This window comes from Gordonia sp. GN26 (assembly GCF_054823965.1).
Map to the genome: position 1 here is coordinate 13116 of NZ_JSYC01000055.1, position 23224 is coordinate 36339.

General features: G+C 66.8%; 16 protein-coding genes. 4 read left to right on the forward strand and 12 right to left on the reverse strand.

Going from position 1 to position 23224, the window contains the following annotated elements:
• Positions 1–194: 194 nt before the first annotated feature.
• Positions 195–2639 carry a glycogen debranching protein GlgX gene (gene glgX, locus OK17_RS13440; RefSeq protein ID WP_232719167.1) on the forward strand — a complete coding sequence of 815 codons (2445 nt, stop codon included), beginning with the start codon at positions 195–197 and terminating at the stop codon, positions 2637–2639.
• 20 nt (positions 2640–2659) lie between these two features.
• Entirely contained in the window at positions 2660–4966 is a 2307-nt protein-coding gene (treY, locus tag OK17_RS13445; RefSeq protein WP_461417737.1) for a malto-oligosyltrehalose synthase, read from the forward strand.
• A gap of 6 nt (positions 4967–4972) precedes the next feature.
• Here treY and OK17_RS13450 read toward each other — a convergent pair whose 3' ends face one another.
• From OK17_RS13450 to OK17_RS13490, 9 genes are read right to left on the reverse strand one after another with little or no spacing between them, the layout of a single operon-like run.
• The gene (locus OK17_RS13450) at positions 4973–5764 is read right to left on the reverse strand and encodes a hypothetical protein (protein WP_232719149.1); all 792 of its coding nucleotides are present in this window, start codon (positions 5762–5764) and stop codon (positions 4973–4975) included.
• A 27-nt stretch (positions 5765–5791) separates the two neighbouring features.
• The gene (locus OK17_RS13455) at positions 5792–6964 is read right to left on the reverse strand and encodes an MlaD family protein (RefSeq protein ID WP_232719150.1); all 1173 of its coding nucleotides are present in this window, start codon (positions 6962–6964) and stop codon (positions 5792–5794) included.
• Positions 6961–8118 (reverse strand): MlaD family protein, encoded by a 1158-nt coding sequence (locus OK17_RS13460; RefSeq protein WP_269785235.1) that lies wholly within the window; start codon positions 8116–8118, stop codon positions 6961–6963. Before OK17_RS13460 ends, OK17_RS13455 begins: the two co-directional genes overlap by 4 nt.
• Positions 8115–9218 carry an MCE family protein gene (locus OK17_RS13465; protein ID WP_232719152.1) on the reverse strand — a complete coding sequence of 368 codons (1104 nt, stop codon included), beginning with the start codon at positions 9216–9218 and terminating at the stop codon, positions 8115–8117. Before OK17_RS13465 ends, OK17_RS13460 begins: the two co-directional genes overlap by 4 nt.
• Positions 9212–10201, reverse strand: coding sequence for an MCE family protein (locus tag OK17_RS13470; protein ID WP_461417738.1), 990 nt, complete (start codon positions 10199–10201; stop codon positions 9212–9214). Before OK17_RS13470 ends, OK17_RS13465 begins: the two co-directional genes overlap by 7 nt.
• A complete protein-coding gene (locus OK17_RS13475) occupies positions 10198–11232 on the reverse strand; it encodes an MCE family protein (RefSeq protein WP_232719154.1) in 1035 nt (344 codons plus the stop codon). The genes OK17_RS13470 and OK17_RS13475 overlap by 4 nt, the downstream gene beginning before the upstream one ends.
• On the reverse strand, positions 11229–12551 hold the full coding sequence (locus OK17_RS13480) for an MlaD family protein (protein ID WP_461417739.1): 1323 nt from the start codon (positions 12549–12551) through the stop codon (positions 11229–11231). The genes OK17_RS13475 and OK17_RS13480 overlap by 4 nt, the downstream gene beginning before the upstream one ends.
• A gap of 10 nt (positions 12552–12561) precedes the next feature.
• A complete protein-coding gene (locus OK17_RS13485) occupies positions 12562–13428 on the reverse strand; it encodes an MlaE family ABC transporter permease (protein WP_005198851.1) in 867 nt (288 codons plus the stop codon).
• 1 nt (position 13429) lies between these two features.
• Positions 13430–14287: an MlaE family ABC transporter permease gene (locus OK17_RS13490; protein ID WP_006868314.1), complete on the reverse strand. Its 858-nt coding sequence runs from the start codon at positions 14285–14287 to the stop codon at positions 13430–13432.
• 314 nt (positions 14288–14601) lie between these two features.
• Here OK17_RS13490 and treZ point away from each other — a divergent pair, with 314 nt between their 5' ends.
• Entirely contained in the window at positions 14602–16362 is a 1761-nt protein-coding gene (treZ, locus tag OK17_RS13495) for a malto-oligosyltrehalose trehalohydrolase (protein ID WP_461417740.1), read from the forward strand.
• Positions 16363–16405: 43 nt separating this feature from the next.
• Here treZ and ilvA read toward each other — a convergent pair whose 3' ends face one another.
• The gene (gene ilvA / locus OK17_RS13500) at positions 16406–17785 is read right to left on the reverse strand and encodes a threonine ammonia-lyase IlvA (protein WP_461417741.1); all 1380 of its coding nucleotides are present in this window, start codon (positions 17783–17785) and stop codon (positions 16406–16408) included.
• A gap of 291 nt (positions 17786–18076) precedes the next feature.
• Between ilvA and OK17_RS13505 the strand changes: the two genes are divergently transcribed.
• Positions 18077–18985 carry an SMP-30/gluconolactonase/LRE family protein gene (locus OK17_RS13505; protein WP_083876451.1) on the forward strand — a complete coding sequence of 303 codons (909 nt, stop codon included), beginning with the start codon at positions 18077–18079 and terminating at the stop codon, positions 18983–18985.
• On the opposite strand, the gene OK17_RS13510 is transcribed toward OK17_RS13505, so the two are convergent.
• Both OK17_RS13510 and dnaE read right to left on the reverse strand, forming a co-directional pair.
• A complete protein-coding gene (locus OK17_RS13510; protein ID WP_154883628.1) occupies positions 18928–19197 on the reverse strand; it encodes a hypothetical protein in 270 nt (89 codons plus the stop codon). The genes OK17_RS13505 and OK17_RS13510 overlap by 58 nt on opposite strands.
• 214 nt (positions 19198–19411) lie before the next feature.
• Positions 19412–22954 carry a DNA polymerase III subunit alpha gene (gene dnaE, locus OK17_RS13515; RefSeq protein ID WP_232719157.1) on the reverse strand — a complete coding sequence of 1181 codons (3543 nt, stop codon included), beginning with the start codon at positions 22952–22954 and terminating at the stop codon, positions 19412–19414.
• Between the last annotated feature and the right edge of the window lie 270 nt (positions 22955–23224).

Here is a 23224-nt window from a genome sequence, read left to right on the forward strand (position 1 = left end):
AACCTGTCCAGCCCCGCGTATAAGTCGTCCCACCAACCGGCCGTTTCGGGCGGATGATCGCTGTCCGAGATGACCGCCTGACGCAACACGACTAGGGTCGACCCATGACGTCGTCTCCGCAGGTGGGCAGTAACGCTTCGCCGACCGAGGGTGAACAACCGGACCCGAGCACGACCGACACCCCGCCGGTGCCCATGCCGGACGACCCGGTCCAGGCCGATGCGCTCGTCGAACCCGAACCCGCACCCATCCCGGTGTGGCCGGGTACCCCGTATCCGCTCGGAGCGACATACGACGGTGCGGGAACGAACTTCTCGCTGTTCTCCGAGGTCGCCGAGGCCGTCGAGCTGTGCCTCATCGATCGGGACGGCAAGGAACGGCGTATCCGGCTCGAAGAGGTCGACGGTTACTGCTGGCACTGCTACCTGCCGAACGTGGTGCCGGGACAGTTCTACGGCTTCCGCGTGTACGGCCCCTACGACCCTGCGCGGGGACTGCGATGCGACCCGAGCAAACTGCTTCTCGACCCGTACGGCAAAGCTTTCCACGGCGACTTCGACGGCGACGCCTCGCTGTTCTCCTATCCGCTGCCGACCCCCGACGACGCCGAGGCCTCGACCGAGGACTCCGGCGAAGAGCCTGCGGCGGACACCGGCGAAACCGAGGGCGGCGATACGGAGGGCGGCAACGCGGCCAGCGAGAACGACCCCAAGGACACCGACGCCGATGAGGTGGTCGCCGAAGCCGGCGACACCGAAGCCGCGAGCGTTGCCTCCGCCGGCGATGCAGCCGCCGACGACGACGCCGGCACCGAAGCCACCGATGATGCGGAACCGCTTGAGCTCGAGCCTCTTCCGGAGATCGAGCCCGCCCCTGAGTACCCGATGCCCGGGCTCGACTCGCTGGGACACACGATGGTCTCGGTGGTCATCAACCCGTACTTCGACTGGCAGAACGACCGGTCGCCCAACCGTCCCTATCACCAGACGGTCATCTACGAGGCCCACGTCAAGGGCATGACCGCCACCCATCCCGGCGTGCCGGAGAACCTGCGCGGCACCTATGCGGGCCTCTGTCATCCGGTGATCATCGACCATCTGAAGTCGCTGGGGATCACGGCGATCGAACTGATGCCGGTGCACCAGTTCATGCAGGACTTCACCCTCCGCGACCAGGGCCTACGAAACTACTGGGGATACAACACCTTCGGCTTCCTCGCCCCGCACATCGAGTACTCGTCGAATCCCGATCAGCCCGCGAGTGCGGTGACCGAGTTCAAGGCGATGGTGCGCGAGTTCCACAACGCCGGCATCGAGGTCATCCTCGACGTGGTCTACAACCACACCGCCGAGGGCAACCACCTCGGGCCGACGGTGTCGTTCCGCGGGATCGACAACGCCGCCTACTACCGTCTCGTGGACGACAACCCCGAGATGTACATGGACTACACGGGTACCGGCAACAGTCTCAACGGTCGGCATCCACACACGCTGCAACTCATCATGGACTCGTTGCGCTACTGGATCCTGGAGATGCACGTCGACGGTTTCCGCTTCGATCTCGCCTCGACCCTGGCCCGCGAGCTCCACGACGTCGACCGCCTCTCGGCGTTCTTCGATCTGGTGCAACAGGATCCGGTGGTGAGCCAGGTGAAGCTGATCGCCGAGCCGTGGGACATCGGCGAGGGCGGTTACCAGGTCGGCAACTTCCCGCCGTTGTGGACCGAGTGGAACGGGAAGTATCGCGACACCGTGCGCGACTACTGGCGCGGCGAGCCGTCGACGCTAGGCGAGTTCGCCTCCCGGCTCACCGGATCGTCGGACCTCTACGAGGCGACCGGCCGGCGCCCGCTCGCGAGCATCAACTTCGTCATTGCCCACGACGGTTTCACCCTGCGTGACCTGGTGTCGTACAACGAGAAACACAACGAGGCCAACGGCGAGGACAACCGCGACGGCGAGAGCCACAACCGCTCCTGGAACTGCGGCGTCGAGGGCCCGACCGACGATCCCGAGATCAACGCCCTGCGTGCCCGGCAGCAGCGCAACATCCTGGCGACGCTGTTCCTGTCGCAGGGCACGCCGATGCTGGCCCACGGTGACGAGATCGGGCGCACCCAGCAGGGCAACAACAACGTGTACTGCCAGGACTCCGAATTGTCCTGGGTGGACTGGTCTCTCGCCGAAGAGAACGCCGATCTGCTGGAGTTCACCCGCAAGGCCATCGCGCTGCGCACCGCGCATCCGGTGTTCCGTCGCCGACGATTCTTCGGCGGCAAGCCGATCCGATGGGGCGATCAGTCCCGGGACATCGCGTGGCTCACCCCCGCCGGGGTGGAGATGACGTCCGAGGACTGGGACAGCGGCTTCGGCAAGAGCCTCGCGGTGTTCTTCAACGGGAAGGGTCTCGGCGAGAAGGACGAGCGGGGCGAGTGGGTCGTCGACGACTCGTTCTTCATCTGCTTCAACGCCCACTACGAACCCATCGAGTTCCATCTACCGCCGGAGCAGTACGGCTCCGAGTGGGTCGGCGAACTCGACACGACCCACCCGACCGGTGACTCGGATCTGACTGCCGCAGCCGGTGATTCGGTGACGGTGGGCGGCCGCTCGGTGCTCGTGCTGCGGGCGACATCCTGAGAGAAGCGGACACAGACACGATGAACACACGTCCGACGCCGCGGGCCACCTACCGCTTCCAGCTCAACGGCGACTTCGGGTTCACCGACGTCACCGCGACACTGGATCACCTCGCCGACCTCGGGGTCAGTCACGTCTACCTGTCCCCCATCGGCACGGCCGCGGCCGGGTCCATCCACGGTTACGACTGGCTCCCGCCGCCCGCCGTCTCCGAAGTCCTCGGGGGCATCGACGGTCTGCGTGAACTACGCCGGGCGGCAACCGATCGCGGGCTCGGCATCATCGTCGACATCGTTCCCAACCACACCGGGGTGGCGGATGCGCTCGCCAACCCGTGGTTCGCGGACCTGCTGCGTCACGGCGCCCGGTCACCCTACGCGTCGTACTTCGACGTCGATCTCAGCGCGGACAACGGTGCCGACGGCAAGATCGCATTACCGGTCGTCGCCGCCGACGGCGACCTGAGTCCACTCAAGATCGACGAGCAGGGCAACCTGCGGTACTACGATCACGCCTTCCCCGTCGCCCCCGGGACCGGTGACGGGAGCCCCGCGGAAGTCCATGCGCGCCAGCACTACAAGCTCGTGCCGTGGAACAGCGGCCTCATCGGATACCGCCGGTTCTTCACCGTCAACGAGCTCGCCGGCCTCCGGCAGGAGGACCCCGCGGTCTACGAGGCCACACACGGTTGGCTGCGAGAGCTCATCGCCGAGGACCTCATCGACGGTGTGCGCGTCGATCATCCGGACGGACTCTGGGACCCCCAGCAGTACCTCCGCACACTGCGCACCGACGTCGGCGACGACCGGTTGATCTACATCGAGAAGATCCTCGCCCCGGATGAGCCTCTCGAACCGACGCTGCCGGTCGAGGGCACCACCGGCTACGACCAGCTGCGGATCATCGACGGTTTGTTCGTGGCACCGTCGGGCGTCGTCCAGCTTACCGAGCTCAACGAGCACATCACCGGGGAAACCGGCGACGCAACGTGGTTCGCATCGGTGGAACATCAGCGCAAACTGACGACGCTGCGCGAGTCCTTCCCCACCGAACTCCGACGACTCGTGCGGACGATCACCCATTCCGACCCGGCGGCCGATTCCGATGCCATCGCCGATGCATGCGCCGAGCTCATCGCCGCGCTCGGTGTCTACCGAGCCGACTATCCGTCCCTGCGGTCGCGCCTGGAGACGACCGCCGTGCGGATCGCCGCCGAGAACCCCTCGCTGACACGAGCACTCGATGCCATCATGCGCGCCACCCGGAGTCCCGGTGCCGCGGCCTCACGGCTGGCGCAGACCTGTGGTGCGGTGACCGCGAAGAGCGTCGAGGACAGCCTGTTCTACCGCACGGCCCGCCTGGTGTCGGCGCAGGAGGTGGGCGGCGATCCGGCGAACCCGGCGGTGTCGCTCAACGAGTTCCACGACCACAACGCCGAACGTGCCCGCCACTGGCCGCTGGCGATGACCGCGACGTCGACGCACGACACCAAGCGGGGCGAGGACGTCCGCGCCCGGATCGCCGTCCTCTCCCAGGTCCCCGAACGCTGGTCGCTCCTGATCGAACGCGTCTGGCTGGGGACCGACATCCCGGACAACCTGGCGTGCTATTTCCTGCTGCAGAACATCTTCGGCGTGTGGCCGCTCGACGGTGAGGTCACCGACGAACTGCGTGCGCGCATCGTCGAGTACGCACGCAAGGCCTGCCGCGAGGCCGGACTCAGGACCACGTGGACCGAGGTCGACGAGAAGTTCGAAGAGGCCATCGAGCGGTGGATAGACCAGGTCACCACCGAACCGATCGCAACCGCGGTTCGCGAGCTGATCGACCGGACCACCCCGGCCTTCGAGCAGGAAGCGCTCGCGCGCAAGGCCATCGCTCTTCTCGGACCCGGCGTCCCGGACATCTATCAGGGCACCGAATGGTGGGAGGACTCGCTCGTCGACCCGGACAACCGGCGGCCGGTGGATTTCGGTCGGTCCCTGGAACATCCGAAGGCCGAGCTCGTGCGGACCGCACTCGGAGTCCGCGCCGGGCATCCCGAGGCTTTCGGTCCGGCGAGTACGTACGACCGCCTGCCGGTCGACGGTCCGGCCTCCGATCACGCGATCGCCTTCAGCCGCGGGGCCGAGGACGCACCCGAGGTCGTCGTGGTCACCGCACGGTTCACCCACAGCCTCAAGCCCGAATCGGCGGCCGAGACCGTCATCGAGCTGCCGCGCGGCGCTCGTTGGCGCGATGTCCGGACCGGAACAGTCCACGACGCGACGGTCGACCTGAACGCCGTGCGCGCCGACCACCCGGTCGCGATCCTCGTCCGCGACTGAGGATGGCTAACCTGCCGGCGCCGGTGCCGGACTCGGCTGCGGCGCGGGTGCGCCACCGGCACCGGGCAACGACTGCGACGGATCGATCTGACCACTGGGGCTACCGGGCGGGCCGTCGACCTTGGAGACCAGCCACTTGCCGTCTTCCTTGTCCAGATCGAGCCGGAACACCATGAGACTGGTTCCGCCGGTGGGCAGTTTGACGCTTCGGCCGGTCACCTCGGCCATCACGACCGTCTTCGCGGAGTCCTTGTCGACGGTCTCCACCGCGACGACGCTGATCTTCGACGACACCTCGATCTTGAGGGCCTCGACGTTCTGCTCGGTGTCCGCGCGCTCCTGCTCGAGACGCTTGCGTAGCTCCCCGGTCGACAGCGGACCGAGCAGTTCCTTGGAGTTGCCCGCGTTGTCGGCGTTGAGGGTTGTCACGAGCTTGGTGACGAAGTCCGCCGAGGCGGTCTTCGCGTCGGCGAAGGCCGCGTCCTCCCGCTGCAGGGTGTAGGTCCGCCAGCCGAGGAATCCGACGGCCGCGATCAGGGCGACGATCACGAGGGCGCCGAGTGCCCGCTTGATCCCGCTCGCGGTGACCGTCAGCGAGAACTCCTTCTTCCCCGCCGCGGGTTGCGGTTCGGGAGCGGGTTCGTTCGCCACGGCACCGGAACCGGTGCGGCGCGCAGACTTCCCGCGCGGGGTCACGGCGGCACCGGTGGCCGCCTTCTCGGTGCTGGTCTCGTCGTCGGTCACGGTCGGCTCGAGATCGGTCTTCTTCTCGAGATCTGGCTTCTCAGGGTCTGTCATCTACAGGTCACGCAACTTGTCTGGTCGTCATTTGTCGAGCGGCACCGTGCGGGCGTTCGGGTCGTAACCTGGTGGCGGCCCTGCGGTGTCGTCGCCCGGCGGTCGTGGTGCGTTGGCCGAGCCACGGATCTGCTGGTTCGGATCCTCGGTCACACAGTACAGATTGGTCGGGATGGTCAGCTCGAGGACTTGGGTGGGCCGACGCGGGGTGACCGGGTAGTTGCAACTCGGTCGCGGGTACACCGAACCGAACGCCCACCAGGCGCCGTCGTGGAACATGGTGAGGCTCTTGATGCTCGCGTCCCGGATCGACGGCATCAGCGTCGCGAGGGCCGGTGCACGCAGCGCACCCTGCTCGGCGATGTCGAGGAACTGCTTCATCACATCGGTCACCGGATCGGTCAGCTGATTGATCGAACCGGCGAGGCTGGTCATCTGCGACGGACCGCGATCGAGCAGCGTGCGCAGCTCCTTGTCGGAGGCTGCGGCGGCGTTGATGAGGTCGCTCAGCCCCGACACGGTGGTCCCGAAGTCGGGCTGGATGTCGGCGGTCGTCTTGAAGATGGTGCCCGCGTTCTGGATCAGCTTCGTCGTCTCGGGCAACGCGGTGTAGAGCCGGGCGAAGATCGTTCCGCCCGAGTCGAACAGGACCTCGAGATCGTTGGTGCCGTCCTCGGAGTAGAGCGCGATCTTCAAATTGTCCACGGCCGAGCGGAGTTGAGCCGGGTCGATCTGCTGGATGAGTTCCAGCGCGGACTCGAGAAGATCGGAGAACGGCACGGTGACCTTGGTCTGGCCGGCCTTGATCACATCGCCGTCCTTCAGATACGGCCCCTCCGAGGTGGTCGGCTGGAAGTCGACGTACTGCTCGCCGGCCGCCGACAGTCCCAGCGCCGCAACGGTGGTGTCGCGGTTGATCTTGTAGCGGTCGTCGACCTTCACCTTCACCGTCACCGACTCGGGTTCGACCCGGATGGTGTCGACCTCGCCGATCCGCGCCCCCCGCAGCGTGACCCCGGAGGTCTCCTGCAGGCCGCCGGAGATCGGGAACTCGATGGTCAGTCCGTACTTGCCCGCGAACGGTTCCCAGCGCAACGTGCCGAGCGACAGGTAGCCGAGGCCGAGGACCATCACGAGCACGAGCCCGATGTTGCCGACGAGCACCGAGTGCTTGCGGAGGAAACCGAATACGCCGCTCATCCGCAGCACCCCTTGGTTCCGGTGAGTCGGGCCAGCAGTCGGGCGACGGTCTGCTGGAGCGCAGCCGAACCCGAATCGACGTCTTCGAGCTCGGGAAGCCTGCTCGCCGCGTCGAATCCGACGCCCGGGTTGAGCCAGTACACCTTCGCCGACAGGGCGGCCGCACTACCCGGCGTGGACTTGATCCACTTCGGGGTCAGTGTGTGCAGGTTGTCGGCCAGCGAACCGAGCGGACCCGCAGCCTGCCGCAGACCGGCGAGAACGGTCGACAGATGACCGAGCATCTCGACCAGGTTGTCCTGGTCGGTGCGGAGGAAGTCGTTGGTCGCCGCGGTCACCTGCTGGGTCTTGTCCAGAGTGGTCAGGATCGAGCCGATCTGGCCGTTCAGCGACTCGAGCGCCGGGCCGAGTTTGTTGATCGACGCCATGATCTGGGCCCGTCCGTCGGACAACTGGCCGGTCAGGATGCGGGTGTTCGCCAGCGACCGGTCGACCTGTGCCGAGCTCTGGTTGAGCTTGCGGATGCCGGTGGTCAGACCGCGGATGGCGCCGTTGAGGTCCGACGGATTGGTCGCCACCGCCGAGCTCAGTTCGGTGAGGATGACGGTGAGCGAGTTCAGCGAACCGCTGTCGACCACACCGCTCATGCCGATGAGCAGGTCCTCGACCGTCGCCGCCGCGGAGGTGGGTCCGGTCAGGGTGTCGCCGTCGGTCATGAATCCCTTCGGCGCGTTCGGCGGCGGCAGCAGCGCCACGAACACGTCGCCGAGCGGGGTCGCCTGGCGGAGTTCGGCTCCCGTGCCCACCGGCAGCTTGGTCTTCTTGCTGACGTCCATCGTGACGATGGCGGAGTAGTCCTTGGCGACGATGGTGTCGACCTGCCCGACGTCCGTGCCGTTGAGCTTCACCTTGGCGCGGGTCGGCAGGTTCAGGGCGTTGTCGAAGTTCGCCGTCAGCCGGATGGAGTCGCCGATGCCGCCGGGAGCAGGCAGTGGGATCTGCTCGACGGTCAGACCGGGCAGCACGCCACAGCCGGTGAGTCCCATCAGGGCGCTGAGCAGCAACGCGGTCACCGCGCCACGTCGCGCGCGGGAGCGGCGTCGTGCCGGTCCGGCGACCGTGCCGCGCAGGGAAGCGCTTGTCACCGCTCTCATTTCGTCAGCTCCAGCATCGCGGAGTAGATGCCCATGTCCGGGCCGAAGTCCTTCAGCTTGCCCGTGCGGCAGCCGTCCTTCTGCAGGTTGATCGCCTCGCAGAACTTGGCGAGCAGTTCGTTGTCGACGAGCGACTTGTCGAGCAGAACCTGTGCGCGCCAGGCGCCCTGCTCGGCGGAGATCGAGTTGCTCAGGTTCTGGAAGAGCAGCGGACCGACGTCGATGGTCTCGACCACCTGCCGCGAGTAGTCGCTCAGATTCGCGGTCAGTGCGGCGAGCCGGTCGAAGGAGACCGAGATCGTGTTGGTGTTGTTCTGCAGGAACGCGGTGGTGTTCTGCAGCGTCTGGTTCAGGTTGCGCATGGTCGCCACGAGACCGGGCGACTGCGCGCCGAGCAGCTCGGACACCTCGTTGACCGACTTCGAAAACGCCGTCATCTTCGGGTAGTTCTTCACCAGCGTGGTGCTCAGGGCCTCGATGGTCTCGATGATGTCGACGAGTGCATCGCTGTTGCCCGAGATCACGTTCGACGCCTGGCCCAGCTGGTCGAGGGCGGCGCGGATCTCCTCGCCGTTGCCCGTGGCGATGCCCGAGGTGATGTCGATCATGTCCGCGAGGGGTCCCGGGCCCGGGCCCTCCCCCTTCAGGCCCACGACGAGACCGTCGATCGCGTCGAACAGTTCGCCGACCGAGACCGGGGCCTTGGTCTGCTTCAGCACCGAACCGTCCTCGAGCTTGGGTCCGCCCTCGTAGGCGGGGGTGAGCTCGACGTGACGCGTGGTCACGATGGAGGTGTTGACGATGGCAGCCGTCGCGTCGGCGGGCACCGGCACGTCGTTGTCGATGGTCATGGTGACCTTGACCCGATCACCCTGCGGCTCCACGGATGTCACCTGGCCGACCGGCATGCCGAGCACCGCGACGTCGTTGCTGACGTACAGGCCGGCGACGTTGTCGAAGTACGCGGTGACCTCGATCGCCTGCCCGAAGGCGGCCTTCCAGCTGCCCGGGATCATCGAACATCCGGACAGGCCCAGGACGCCGAGCAGCGAGATGCACACGAGGAGCGTCGAGCGACGCAGCTTCTGCGGGTTCAGCATCCGTCCACCACCCGGGCCAGGCACAGCCAGTTGTCCGGGAAGATGCCCCAGGGCAGGTAGCCGTTCGCGTACGGACCGTCGCCGATGATGTTGTTGGTCATTCGAGCCGTCACGGGCAGGATCTCCAGCAGCTTGCGCAGGTTGTTGCGGTTCTTCTCGAGGCCCTGCGTGATCGTGTTGAGGTTGGCCATGATCGGCGCGAACTGGTTGGCGTTCTCCCCCGCCACCGCGCTGGCCTGTTCGGTCAGTTCGGCGATGCCGTCGAGCAGGCGTGTCACCAGTTCTTCACGGGCGACGATCTTCTGGGTCAGGTCGCGGCCCTGGCCGACGATCACCGCGAGCTGCGCCTGGTTGTCGTTGACGATGTTGGTGATCGTCTTGGTGTCGGCGATCAGCTGGTTGATCTGGTCCTTGCGGTTGGTGATGACCTCCGACATCTGTGTCAGCGCCTCGAACGTCGGCTTGGTGATCGCGGGGACACCGGCGAGCTGACGGTTGAGCGTGCTGATGCTCTGCGAGAGGGTCTGGTCGTCGATGCCGGTCAGGATCGGCGCACCTTCTTCGATGGTGCGGTTCAGGTCGTAGGGCACCGCGGTCCGCTCGATGTGGCCGTCGGGCGCCGCTTCGGGCGAATCCCCCAGCGACACATCGACGTAGCGCTGACCGAGCAGCGTCGACATCTTGATCTCGGCCATGCCGTTCTTCGTCACCTTGACGTCGTTGTCGACCTTCATGGTGAGCGCGACATGCTGACCGGCGAGCTCGGTACCGGTGACCTCACCGACGTCGACGCCGGCCACCCGAACCTTGTCCCCCGGACGGATCCCGCCGGCCTGGGCGAAATCCGCGGTCAGCGTCTGCTTCCCGAGATGTGCTCCGGCCAATGCCGTCACGCCCAACAGGAGGGCGACGATGACGACCGCGCCGATCACGCCGTACCAGATCCGGGTGTTGCTGCGGAAGTTCTTGCGGAACCAGTTCATCGGCACACCACCGAATGATTCGTGCCACCGATCTTGTTGAAGATCCCCGGCGGCAGCAGGACATCACCGATCGCGACGTCGAGGTCGCAGGCATAGATGTTCAGGTACGCACCCTCTCCGAGTACGAGCGGGAAGTGACCGAGGAAGATCGGCGCGTCCACGGCCATCCGGTCGAGCTTGGAGCCGTTCTGGATGAGCGTGTTGGTGGCGATGCGCCCGTCGGTCGCGGCGGCGGCGAGACTGTCCCGGCTGCGGGTCAGGACGTCGGCGAAACCGCTTGCGGTGCGTCCGATGTCGGAGACCGCGCTGCCGAACGCCGCCGAGTTGGAGTTGAGGTTCGCGATCAGTTTCGACATCGACTCGATGACGGTGCCGAGCTGACCGCCCTGACGTGAGAGGTCACGCATGACGGTGCTCAGGTTGTTGATGATCGCACCGATCACGATGTCGCGGTTGGCGGTGTCCTCGGCGAGGCGGCCCACCTCGGCGACCGTGTAGCTCAGCGAGACCGAATTGCCCTGGAATGCTTCGAGAAGACCCTGCGACAGTGCGTTGACCTGCTCGGCATCGAGGGTTTCGAACACCGGCTGGAAACCGGCGAGCAGCTTGGTGACGTCGAAGGAGTCCTCGGACGGCAGTTCGAGCGTCGACCCGGGCGACAGCGGCTTGCTGTCGCGGCCGTCGACGAGGGTCAGGTTGAGGTATCGCTGCCCGATGAGGTTCTGATAGCGGATCGCCGCCCGGGTGTTGGTGTACACCTGCTGGTCGTTCTGCACCTCGAATTCGACTCGGGCACGCCCGTTGTCGAGTTCGATCTTCTGGACGCGGCCGACGCGGACACCGGCCATGCGGACGTCGTCGCCGGTGGCGAGGCCCGAGGCGTCGGTGAAGAACGTCGTGTAGTTGTTCGTCGATCCCGACACCGAACGTTCGAGAGTCGAGAAGATCACGTACGTCACGAGCAACGCGACGAGACCGAAGATCGTGAAGCCGATCAACGGTTTGCGGATCGAACCCGAGGCCGCGCTCATCGTCCCCCTCCCTGGTCGGTGGCAGCATCACGTGCATCGATGGACTGGACCAGCGGTCCGAGCATGATCGTGTCGGCGGCCGACGGCTCCCGACGCAGCACCGCGCCGAGGGTCTTGTTGTCGGAGTGGGTGGTCACCATGCCCACCGGACGGTTCTTGCGCATGCCGTCGGACGGATAGATCTGCAACGGACCGGACATCGTCGGTCCGGTTCCGGTTCCCGGCCCGACACAGCCCGGTCCGCGCAGCGTGCCGTACGGACCGCCGTTGTACACCGGGCAGTTCTGCCGGGTGTAGCGGACGAACGCACCGAAGCTGACACCGATGTTGAGCTGGACGCGACCGTTGGTGCCGGTGAAGACCGTGAGGACCCGAGCTGCCAGGTTGTTGAGCGCGACGACCGCCTGCGGCAGCGAGTTCGGTTCGAGAACCGTGGCCCCGAGCATGCGGTTCAGGTCGGTGACGAGTCGCTGACCGCCGTTTCCGTTGCGGGCGAACATCAACTGGGTCTGGTCGAGCAGCCCCTGGCTGCCGGACAGCAGGGCCGTGAGATCGCGTTGCTTCTCGGCGATGGTCACCGCCGGGATCACGCTGCGCCCCAGGGCGTCGAGCAGTTCCGGCGAGGACTCGGCGAGACCGCTGATCGCGGCGTCGAAGTTGTCGAAACCCGGAGGCGCCCCCGGAGGGAACTGGGCGTTGATCGAGTCGAAGTAGTTGCGCAGCACGCCGACGAACGAGCCGAACACCGAACCGCCACCCTTGAGGGCGTCGGCGACGACGCCGAGCACCTGGGCTAGTTCCTCCGGCGGCACCGCGTCGAGGATGGCGCTCAACTCGTTCTGCGCATCCTGCAGTTTGATCGTCTCGAGCGACTTGTCGGCGGGGATGGAGTCGCCGGCCGAGAGTCGTTCGGTTCCCGGGTCGGCGGGCCGGACCAGTTCGACGGAGTTGACGCCGAACAGATTCGACGGCACGGTCCGCGCGGTCACCGACGCCGGGATGCCCTCGGCCTGCGCGGGCACGATGTCGATCTCGACCTTCTTGACGACCTTCGCGGCGTCCACCTGGTCGCCGGAGTCGGCGACCGAGATCGACTTCACCGCGCCGACGATGAGCCCGTTGTATCGGACGTCGGCGCCGGAGGTCAGTCCGTCACCGACGTCGACGAGGTCGGCGGTCACGCCCACCGTCTTGCTGAAGGTGCCCTGGTACCGCATGAACAGCAGGACGAAGATCACCAGCAGGACCAGCAGGAAGGCGACGCCGCGCAGCACGTACTGCAGGAGTGAGGGATTGCGCCCGTCGGTCGCGATGTTCACCGGCTCCCCCTCATCCCGAGATCTTGATTCCGGGCGAGGTGCCCCAGAAGACGAGTGTCATGACCAGGTTCGCGAACACGATGACGATGATCGCGAGTCGGATGGCATGTCCGGCAGCAATGCCCACACCTTCGGGCCCCCCAGCGGCGAAGTATCCGTAGTAGCACTGGATGAACGTCGTCAACAGCACGAAGACGATCACCTTGATGAACGAGAACACCATGTCCCAGGACACGATGAACTGGTTGAAGTAGTACAGGTAGGTGCCCTCGCCCTGGCCGCTCTGCAGCATGAACATGAACTGGCAGGCAAGGTAGTTGGCGGCCAGCGACACCGAGTACAGCGGGACGATCGCGATGACCGCGGCCAGCATGCGAGTGGTGACCAGGTACGGCAGCGGACGGATGGCGATCGCCTCGAGCGCATCGATCTCCTCGGCGATCCGCATCGAACCGAGCTGCGCCGTGAAGCGGCAACCCGACTGTGCGGTGAACGCCGTCGCCGCGAGCAGCGGCGCGATCTCGCGCGTCGTCGCGAACGCCGACAGGCCACCGGTCACCGGTGACATGCCGAGGAGGTTCAGCGCGGTGTAACCCTCGATGCCGACGGTCGCGCCACCCATGACCCCGAGGATCACCATGACGCCGACCGTGCCGCCGCCCACGACGATCGCGCCGTTGCCCCACGCGACGTCGGCGAGCAGACGCCAGACTTCCTTGCTGTAGTGCCGGAAGGCCAGCGGAACCGCGCCGATCGAGCGGACGAGGAAGGTGATGAGATGCCCCATCGCCGCGAGGGCGTCGCGCGGACCGCGGTAGACGGCCTTGGCGGCCTCCAGGGGTTTCAGCGCGGGTGGCACATACCGTGACGCGGTCATCTCACACCACCTTCGCCGGGAAGAGGATCGCGAACAACTGCGTGAGGATCACGTTCACGGTGAACAGGAGCAGGACGGAGTTGACCACCGCGGCGTTCACCGAGTTGGCGACGCCGGCGGGACCGCCCTTCGTCGAGAGGCCGCGATCGCAGGCGACGATCGCCACGATCGCGCCGAATATCACCGCTTTGGCCAACGCGAACATCAGGTCCGCGGTTGTCGCAAAGGACGCAAAGGTGCCCGTGTAACTACCTGGCGTACCGCCCTGGAAGTACACGTTGAAGACATAGCCGGTGATGAAGCCGACGAAGCAGACGAAGCCGCACAGCAGGAAGCTGACCACCATCGTGGCGAGGAGGCGCGGCGAGATCAGGCGCTCGATGGGGTTGACGCCCATCACCTTCATGGCATCGATCTCGTCGCGGATCGTGCGGGAACCGAGGTCGGCCGCGATGGCCGAACCGACCGCGCCCGCGAGGAGCAGCGAGGTGACCAGGGGTGCGCCCTGGCGGATCACGCCGAGGCCGGTGGCCGCGCCGGAGAACGAGGTCGCGCCCACCTGGCCGGCGATGTTGGACACCTGAATCGACACGATGACGCCGATCGGGATGGCGACGAGCAGAGTCGGGAACACCGAGGTGCTCGCCATGAAGGCGCACTGGCGGATGAATTCCCCGAACGGGAAACGCCGCTTGAACAGGTCGGCGAAGAGTGTGCGGAACACCTCGACGAACATGCCCAACTGGCGTCCGAAGGTGTCGAAGGACGCGACGACGTGTTTGTCGAACCACGACCGAACCGCGCCCGGTCTCTTCCGACCGACCTCCTCGTCATCCGAGGTGACTGCGTCTGTGCTCAATCCCTACCCTTGCGTCTCGGCTTACCCGTTCACCGGCCGTCAGGTCGCCGTGCGTTCGTGCTGTCTCCAGCTCGCGCACCGCTCGGCTGATCTGCTCGAGGTGCCCCCCTTGGGCATGAGCGTCGCCGTAATATACCCCGCTCCCGATCTCCGTTGTGTGTGGGCTCACAGTAGCGCCGGTCGCGGCCCTGCCCGGTTCGACATACCGTGCAGGTGTGAGCGACCGCACCACTGCTGATGACCAGAGCACTCTAACTTGGACGGTCGACCAATGGAGCGGAATACTGCCGCTCCGATCCTCGGTCGCGCCGTCCGTGTCGCCGCGGTCACTCGGCGAGGTCCGTGTGTGGGCGCCTGCGGCCGACTCCGTGTCGATGGCCGCCGGCGTCGTGGGCTCCCCTGCCGCGTCGTTCCCGATGACCCGCAGCACGGGCGGCTGGTGGCAACTCGACGAGGAGCCGACCTCGGTCGACCCGCCGATCGCGGACGTGCGCTACGGGTTCTCGATCGACGGCGGGCCCGTGCGTCCCGACCCTCGCTCGGTGCGGCAACCCGAAGGCGTCCACGAGATGTCGGCGCTGTTCACCGTCGACGACTCGCTGTGGACCGACGCCGACTGGACCGGCCGCGATGCGCACGGCGCGGTGATCTACGAACTCCACCTCGGGACCTTCACCCCCGCGGGCACTCTCGACTCCGCCGTCGAAAGGCTCGACCACCTGGTCGATCTCGGCGTCGATCTCGTCGAATTGATGCCGGTCAACGCCTTCAACGGCACCCACAACTGGGGGTACGACGGGGTCGGTTGGTACGCCGTGCAGGAAACCTACGGCGGCCCGGCGGCACTCGCCCGGTTCGTGGACGCCTGCCACGCCAAGGGACTCGGCGTCGTCCTCGACGTCGTCTACAACCACCTGGGACCGTCGGGCAACTATCTGCCGGACTTCGGGCCGTATCTCAGCGAGGGCACGACATCGTGGGGATCGTCGGTCAACCTGTCAGGGCCCGACTCCGATGAGGTCCGCGCCTTCATCGCGGGCACCGCACTGCGCTGGTTCACCGAATTCCACATCGACGGACTACGACTCGACGCCGTCCACGCCCTCGCCGACCATCGTGCGGTCCACATCCTCGAGGAACTGGCCGCCGCGACGGACGCCCTGTCGGCCGAACTCGGGCGTCCGCTGTCGCTGATCGCGGAGAGCGATCTGAACGATCCGCGGATGTTCCTGCCGCGGTCGGCCGGCGGTCTGGGGCTGGCCGCCCAGTGGGACGACGACATCCATCACGCCGTCCACACCCTCGTCTCGGGTGAACGTCAGGGCTACTACGCCGACTTCGGCAGTTCCGACTGTCTCGCAAAGGTCCTGACGGGCGGCTTCTTCCACGACGGCACCTACTCGTCGTTCCGGCGGCGGCGCCACGGCCGCCCGATCCCGACCGATCGCGTCCCCGCGTCGTCGTTGCTGGCCTACACGTGCACCCACGATCAGGTGGGCAATCGCGCGATCGGCGACCGGCCGAGCGCGAACCTGGACGGCGGGCAGCTCGCGATCAAGGCCGCCCTGATCCTGTTGTCCCCCTTCACCCCGATGCTGTTCATGGGTGAGGAATGGGCGGCATCGACCCCGTTCCAGTTCTTCACCTCCCACCCCGAGCCGGAACTGGGCCGGGCGACCGCGGAGGGCCGTAAGTCGGAGTTCGCCGAACACGGTTGGGACAGCGACGATGTGCCCGACCCGCAGGACCCGGAGACCTTCGAGCGGTCGAAGCTGGACTGGTCGGAACCGACCCGGCCCGACCACGCCCGCATGCTCGAGTTCTACCGGTCACTCATCTCGCTCCGCAAAACCGAAACGCCGCTGCATGATCCGGCGTTCGCCTCCGTCGACGCCGAATTCGACGACGCTGCAGGATGGTTCGCGATGCACCGCGGCGACTGGTCGGTGGTGTGCGTCCCTGGCGACGCGCCGGTGACACTCCCCTGGCCACTCGACGTCGCGCTGGCCTGGGAGCAGCCCGACGCCGGGATCTCGCCCGGACACAACGTGATCGTCGGGCGCCGCGTTCCATAGCTCGACACCGCGCCATGGGCGGCTTCGAGCCATGGGTCAGAGATCAGGTCAGGTACTCGTAGGCCGGCGAGCCCGGCTCGAGACGCTCGCAGTGCAGACGGGAGCGCGCCATCCGCTCCATCAGGGCGCCGAGGCCTTCCGGACTGCCGAGTTCGACGCCCACCAGGGCGGCGCCGGTCTCACGGTTGTTGCGCTTGACGTACTCGAAGAGCGTGATGTCGTCGTCGGGTCCGAGCACCTCGTCGAGGAAACGACGCAGCGCGCCGGGCTCCTGCGGGAAGTCGACCAGGAAGTAATGCTTCAGGCCCCGGTGCACCAATGAACGTTCGATGATCTCGCCGTAGCGGGAGACGTCGTTGTTACCGCCGGACACCAGACACACGACGACCGCGTCGTCGGGCAGCCGCAGCTTGTCCAACGCGGCCACCGACAGCGCTCCGGCGGGTTCGGCGATGATGCCCTCGTTCTGGTACAGCTCCAGCATCGCCGAGCAGATCGCGCCCTCGTCGACGTGCGTGATGTGCGCCGTGCCCGGCGTCGGCGACACCGGACCGTCGGGGATGATCTGCGCCGCCGGGTTCGCGGAGATGTCGGCCAGGATCGGGTGATCGCTGACGCTCGCGCCGAGTTCGGACATCACCCGGTGGCCGATGGTGCCGATCCGCTTCACCGCCGCGCCGTCGACGAAGGGGTCGATCTCGTCGAGGGTGACCGGCCCGTCGCTGACCAAGGCCGCACTCAACGACACGGCCCCGGTCGGTTCGATGCCGATGATCGTCACCTCGTCGGAGAGTCCGCGCAGATACGTGGCCATGCCGGCCAGACAGCCGCCGCCACCGACGGGCGCGACGACGACGTCGGGCACGCGGCCCAGCTGCTCGACGATCTCGCGCGCGATGGTTCCCTGCCCGGCCGCGGTCCGCGGGTCGTCGAAGGCGTGGATCCATGCGGAGCCGGTGCTCATCACATCGGCCTGCGCGGCGGCAGCGGCGGCGTCGTAGGTCTCCCCGATGGCCTTCAACTCGACGTAATCGCCGCCGTGCCAGGCGATCCGGTCGCGCTTCTGCTTCGGGGTGGTGGTCGGCACGTAGATCCGTCCGGGCACTTTCATGCTCTTGCACGCGAAAGCGACGCCCTGCGCGTGGTTTCCGGCGCTGGCCGCCACCACACCGCGGGACAGCTCCTCGGCCGAGAGCTGGGCCATCACGTTGTACGCGCCGCGGATCTTGTAGGAGCGGACCGTCTGCAGGTCCTCGCGCTTGAGGTAGATCTGGGCACCCGACCCCGACAGTCGCGGGCAGGACTCGAGCGGGGTACGCGCCACCGCGTCGGCGATTCGCTCCGACGCCGCCTCGATGGCGTCGAGGCTCAGTGCCGGATCGTGCTGGTGAACGGGGGCGTGGTGCGTACTCACGACTGCCATGTTCTCACTGCGCGGGATCGTTCGAGGCGCCCGGGTGCATCGATTTCGGCGAGATCGGTGTGCTCGGCCCCTGCGGTCGGCTTCATTCCGGGATTGCCCCACCCCGCAGGTGGGTATGTCCGCGACGTCGCTCGTCGCATGTGGACCGCAGGCAGAACCGCGCGAGGAGAAGGCACGTACGGCACGCCACCTGAACAGGGAGCAGTCATGACATCTCGCCATCCGTCCCCGCGCCGGTCCCGGCGTACCTCGCGTTTCACCCGGATCGCTGCCGGCGCGGCATCCGCGGCCATGGCGTTGGGTCTCTCCACCGCAGTCGGTCCGGCGCCCGCCTCGGCCGCCCCGTCGTGTCCGGGTGCCGCCCCCGCCCGGCTCGTCGGCGTCGTCCCGGGCGCCGCACTCGAGGGCCTCACGGTCGACGCCGGTGGACGGCTCTACACCACCGATCTCGTCTCCGGACGCGTCTACCGACTGAACGGCCCGGGTGCGCCTGCGGTCCCGATCGCACGGGTGCCCGGCGGCAGCGGTGCGGGCGCGCTTGCGTGGACTCCCGGCGGAACCCTGCTGGTCGGTTACGGCGCCGATCCCCGCGTCATCGTCGGCGACGCCCTCCGCCATGCGTCGATCGGCCGCCTGGACGTCAACTCCCGGGCGTTCCGGCCGTGGGTGACCGGGCTGTCCGCGGCGAACGGGATGGATGTGGCCGCGAGCGGAAACGTCTACGCCACCAACGACTTCGGCAACCTCATCGGACGGGTGTCACCGGGCGGCGCGGTGAACGCCGCATGGGGCGCGCTGCCGAGCGCCAACGGCGCGGTCCTGAGCCGCGACGACCGCTGGCTCTACGTGTCGCGCACCTTCGTGAACCCCGGCGTCAGCCGGATCTCGACGACGAATCCGCGGGTGGTGCAGAGTCTGCTCGGCGTGGGTGCACCGTCGACCCCCGATGGACTGACACTCGATTCCCGTGACCGGCCGGTCGTGCCGTTCAACGCAACCGGAGAGATCGTCCGCATCACCTCGCCCGGACGCTACTGCGTGCTGGCGAGCGGACTGCCGACGTCGAGCGTGCTCTCCTACGGTCGCGGCGACCGCGGATTCTCGGCCGGACGCCTGTACCGGGCCGGATTCGACGGACGGATCTACGAGATCCCGGGCGGATTCGATCGGGGTGCGACCGCCGCGTTCCCGGGCAGGTAGCGCTCACCCCACCACACCGCGAGAACCGCCACCGCCGTCACCCACGCAGTGGCCTGCAACGATCCGACGATCAGCAGGGTCACGACGGCGGTGGCGAGACCCGCGAGAACCGCGTGGGCCTTGTGGGCCGGCCAGTCGATGCCGAAGACCTCGACCGTGCGCTGCGCACGCCGAACCGGACGGTGCGCGTTGATGCCGATCATCGTGGTCATCTGCGAACACTCCCCTCGACGGCTGGGCGTGACTGGACGTGCCGTCGAGTATAGCGCCGATCGAAGAGAAATGTTCGGGGGCCCGAAATATTTGTGATGGGTCACCTGTCAGCGTCGTCTCACCAGGCCTTCGAGGCTCGTCGCTTGCGCTCCTCGCACCTCAGGCAGCCAAACGGGGGACGCCGCCAGCGCTCCTCGGATCAGGCAGCGGGGATCAGCCGAGGCAGCTGGGACCGAGCAGTGCTTTGAGGTCGCCCATCAGCGCGGAACTCGGCGCGACCCGCAGGGACTCGGTCAGCTTGAGCTGCGTCTGCCGCTTGTCGCTGACGAGGGTCACGTGCACGTCGGCCATACCCGGATGTCGGGTCAGCACCTGCTTGAGCGCCTGGACCCGATCCGGGGTGCAGAGTCGGGCGGACAGTGTCAACGCGACCGGCTTGGTCGCCCCGGCAGTCTCCAGATCGGGGACGGCGAGGTCGTTGGCGGAGATCATCATGCTGTCCTCGCGCAGGTTCACCCGGGCCTTGATCAGCACGATGTTGTCGGCCACGATGTCCATCCCGTACGCGACGTAGGCGCGCGGGAAGAAGTAGACCTCGACACCACCGACCATGTCCTCGAGGGTGACCGCAGCCCACGGCTCACCCTTCTTGTTCACCCGGCGCGTCACCGACGAGATGATGCCGCCGATCGTGATCTGCGCACCGTCGGAGATGTTGCCTTCCAGCAGCGACGTGATCGAGGTGTCGGTGTGCGCGGCGATGGCGTGTTCGACGCCGGCCAGCGGATGCCCGGAGACGTAGAGACCCAGCATCTCCCGCTCGATCGCGAGCTTGTGCTTGGTGTCCCATTCCTCCTCGGGAACCTTGACGGCGAAGACCTCGGCCATCGAGTCGTCGGCCCCGCCGGCGTCGCCGAAGAGATCGAACTGTCCGATCGCCTCGGCCTTCTTGGTGCCGATGACCGATTCGACGGCCTCGGCGTGCACGAGGAACAGACCCTTGCGCGGATGGCCGAGGGAGTCGAAGGCGCCGGCCTTGATCAGCGATTCCGTCACCTTCTTGTTGCAGGCGGTGACGTCGATCTTGCCGAGGTAGTCGGAGAAGCTGGTGAACTTCCCCTTCTCCTCACGCGCGTTGATGATCGACCCGACGACACCCGAACCGACGTTGCGGATGGCGGCGAGACCGAAGCGGATGTCGGCGCCGACGGCCGCGAAGTTTCGCTGCGACTCGTTGACGTCGGGCGGCAGGACGGTGATGCCGAGCTTGCGGCAGTCGGCGAGGTAGATCGCCGCCTTGTCCTTGTCGTCGCCGACCGAGGTGAGCAGACCTGCCATGTACTCGGCGGGATAGTTCGCCTTCAGGTAGGCGGTCCAGAAGGAGACGAGACCGTAGCCCGCAGCGTGCGACTTGTTGAACGCGTAACCGGCGAACGGCAACACCGTGTCCCACAGTGCGGTGATCGCCGCCTGCGAGAAGCCGTTGTTGCGCATGCCCTCCGCGAAGCCGTCGTAGGCCTCGTCGAGGATCTCCTTCTTCTTCTTGCCCATCGCGCGACGGAGCAGGTCTGCTTGTCCGAGCGAGTACCCGGCGACCTTCTGCGCGATCTGCATGATCTGCTCTTGGTAGACGATCAGACCGTAGGTCTCGGAGAGGATCTCCTTCAGCGGCTCCTCGAGTTCCGGATGGATCGGACGGATCTCCTGGAGACCGTTCTTGCGCTTGGCGTAGTCGGTGTGGGCGTTCACACCCATCGGACCGGGCCGGTACAGCGCCAGGACGGCGACGATGTCCTCGAACCCGGTGGGCTGCATCATCTTCAGGAGTTCACGCATGGCCGCGCCGTCGAGCTGGAACACGCCGAGCGTGTCGCCGCGGGCGAGCAACTCGTAGGTCTTCTCGTCCTCGAGCGGCAACGAGTCGAGATCCAGGTCGATCCCGCGGTTGAGCTTGATGTTCTCCAGGGCGTCACCGATGACGGTGAGGTTGCGCAGACCCAGGAAGTCCATCTTCAGCAGGCCGATGGCCTCACACGACGGGTAGTCCCAGCCGGTGATGATCGCGCCGTCCTGCGCACGCTTCCAGACCGGGATGGCGTCGGTCAGCGGCTCCGACGACATGATCACGGCACAGGCGTGGACGCCGGCGTTGCGGATCAGGCCCTCGAGTCCGAGTGCCGTGTCGTAGATCTTCTTGACGTCCGGGTCGGTCTCGATGAGCGTGCGGACCTCGGTGGCCTCGCCGTAGCGCTCGTGCTCGGGGTTGGTGATGCCCCAGACCGGGATGTCCTTGGCCATGATGGGCGGCGGCAGCGCCTTGGTGATGCGGTCGGCGATCGCGAAACCCGGCTGGCCGAACTGGACTCGCGCGGAGTCCTTGATGGCAGCCTTCGTCTTGATCGTGCCGAAGGTGATGACCTGGGCGACCTTGTCGCTGCCCCACCGCTCGGTCGCGTATCGGACCATCTCGCCTCGACGACGGTCGTCGAAGTCGATGTCGATATCGGGCATCGAGACGCGCTCGGGGTTGAGGAATCGCTCGAACAGCAGTCCGTGCGGGATCGGGTCGATGTTGGTGATGCCGAGCGCCCAGGCGACCAGCGAACCGGCCGCCGAACCACGGCCCGGGCCGACGCGGATGCCGACCTCGAGGGCGTGCCGGATCAGGTCGCCGACGACGAGGAAGTAGGCGGGGAACCCCATCTGGATGATGACGTCGAGCTCGTAGTTGGCCCGGTCGAGGTACTCCTGCGGCACCTCGGTACCGGCGAAACGACGCTCGCGGAGCCCCTTCGCGACCTCCTTGCGCAGGAAGGTCTGCTGGGTCTCGCCGTCGGGCACCGGGAACACCGGCATGCGGTCGCGATGGGTGAAGACTTCCTTGTAGGACTGGACGCGCTCACCGATCTCGAGCGTGTTGTCACATGCGCCCGGGACCACCGAGTCCCACTGCTCGCGCATCTCCGCAGCCGACTTCAGGTAATAGCCGTCGCCGTCGAACTTGAAGCGGGTCGGGTCGGACAGCGTCTTGCCGGTCTGCACGCACAGCAGCGCCTCATGGGCGGCGGCGTGTTCCTTGGTGACGTAGTGGCAGTCGTTCGTGACGATCGGCTTGATGCCGAGCTTGCGGCCGATGTCGAGGAGACCGTCGCGCACACGGCGCTCGATCTCGAGGCCGTGCTCCATCAGCTCGAGGTAGAAGTTCTCCTTGCCGAAGATCTCCTGCCACTTCGCCGCGGCCTCGAGTGCCTCGCGGTCGTGACCCAGGCGCAGGCGGGTCTGCACCTCACCCGACGGGCAGCCGGTGGTCGCGATGATGCCCTCGGCGTACTGGGCGATCAGGTCGGCGTCCATACGCGCCCACTTGCCCAGCTGCCCCTCGATCGACGCGAGCGAGGACAGCTTGAACAGGTTGCGCAGACCGGTGGCGTTCTCGGCGACCATCGTCATGTGGGTGTAGGCACCCGAACCCGAGACGTCGTCGCTCTTCTGTTCGCGCGAACCCCACTGGACACGTTTGGTGTCGAACCGCGAACCGGGCGCGATGTAGGCCTCGATGCCGATGATCGGCTTGATGTCGTTCTTGATCGCGGTGTTGTAGAACTCGCTGGCACCGAACATGTTTCCGTGGTCGGTCATGCCGATGGCGGTCATGCCCAGCCGCTTGGCCTCGGCGAACAACGGTGACACCTTGGCCGCACCGTCGAGCATCGAGTACTCGGTGTGGTTGTGCAGGTGAACAAACGAGTCCGTCACTGTGCCTCTTCTGTGCTCGCTGGTTGCTGTGCTCGCTGGTTGCTTGTGCTGCTCTGCGGCCGGTCATGCGCTCGCCGGTTCGCGCTCGGGTGCTCACGGATCCTGTGCTGATCGTGTGCGCGCCGGTCGCCGAGTCCGGGTCTACTTTAGGCGCGCGCACCGACACCCACCGGAAGGCACTCCGGGCCGTGACCAATGGGGCGGCTGTGACACCATGTGCGCCTCGCAACGTGGACACGGCGGGCCACAGCGTCGGACGAACGCGACGTC

What these genes read in the sequence shown, in the direction of transcription:
- OK17_RS13475 (WP_232719154.1), bottom strand. Translation starts at nt 11,232, where the DNA reads ATGAGCGCGGCCTCGGGTTCGATCCGCAAACCGTTGATCGGCTTCACG.
- OK17_RS13460 (WP_269785235.1), bottom strand. Translation starts at nt 8,118, where the DNA reads ATGAGAGCGGTGACAAGCGCTTCCCTGCGCGGCACGGTCGCCGGACCG.
- OK17_RS13510 (WP_154883628.1), bottom strand. Translation starts at nt 19,197, where the DNA reads ATGACCACGATGATCGGCATCAACGCGCACCGTCCGGTTCGGCGTGCG.
- treY (WP_461417737.1), top strand. Translation starts at nt 2,660, where the DNA reads ATGAACACACGTCCGACGCCGCGGGCCACCTACCGCTTCCAGCTCAAC.
- OK17_RS13455 (WP_232719150.1), bottom strand. Translation starts at nt 6,964, where the DNA reads ATGAGCGGCGTATTCGGTTTCCTCCGCAAGCACTCGGTGCTCGTCGGC.
- OK17_RS13470 (WP_461417738.1), bottom strand. Translation starts at nt 10,201, where the DNA reads ATGAACTGGTTCCGCAAGAACTTCCGCAGCAACACCCGGATCTGGTAC.
- OK17_RS13450 (WP_232719149.1), bottom strand. Translation starts at nt 5,764, where the DNA reads ATGACAGACCCTGAGAAGCCAGATCTCGAGAAGAAGACCGATCTCGAG.
- ilvA (WP_461417741.1), bottom strand. Translation starts at nt 17,785, where the DNA reads ATGGCAGTCGTGAGTACGCACCACGCCCCCGTTCACCAGCACGATCCG.
- OK17_RS13485 (WP_005198851.1), bottom strand. Translation starts at nt 13,428, where the DNA reads ATGACCGCGTCACGGTATGTGCCACCCGCGCTGAAACCCCTGGAGGCC.
- OK17_RS13465 (WP_232719152.1), bottom strand. Translation starts at nt 9,218, where the DNA reads ATGCTGAACCCGCAGAAGCTGCGTCGCTCGACGCTCCTCGTGTGCATC.
- OK17_RS13505 (WP_083876451.1), top strand. Translation starts at nt 18,077, where the DNA reads ATGGCGTTGGGTCTCTCCACCGCAGTCGGTCCGGCGCCCGCCTCGGCC.
- glgX (WP_232719167.1), top strand. Translation starts at nt 195, where the DNA reads ATGCCGGACGACCCGGTCCAGGCCGATGCGCTCGTCGAACCCGAACCC.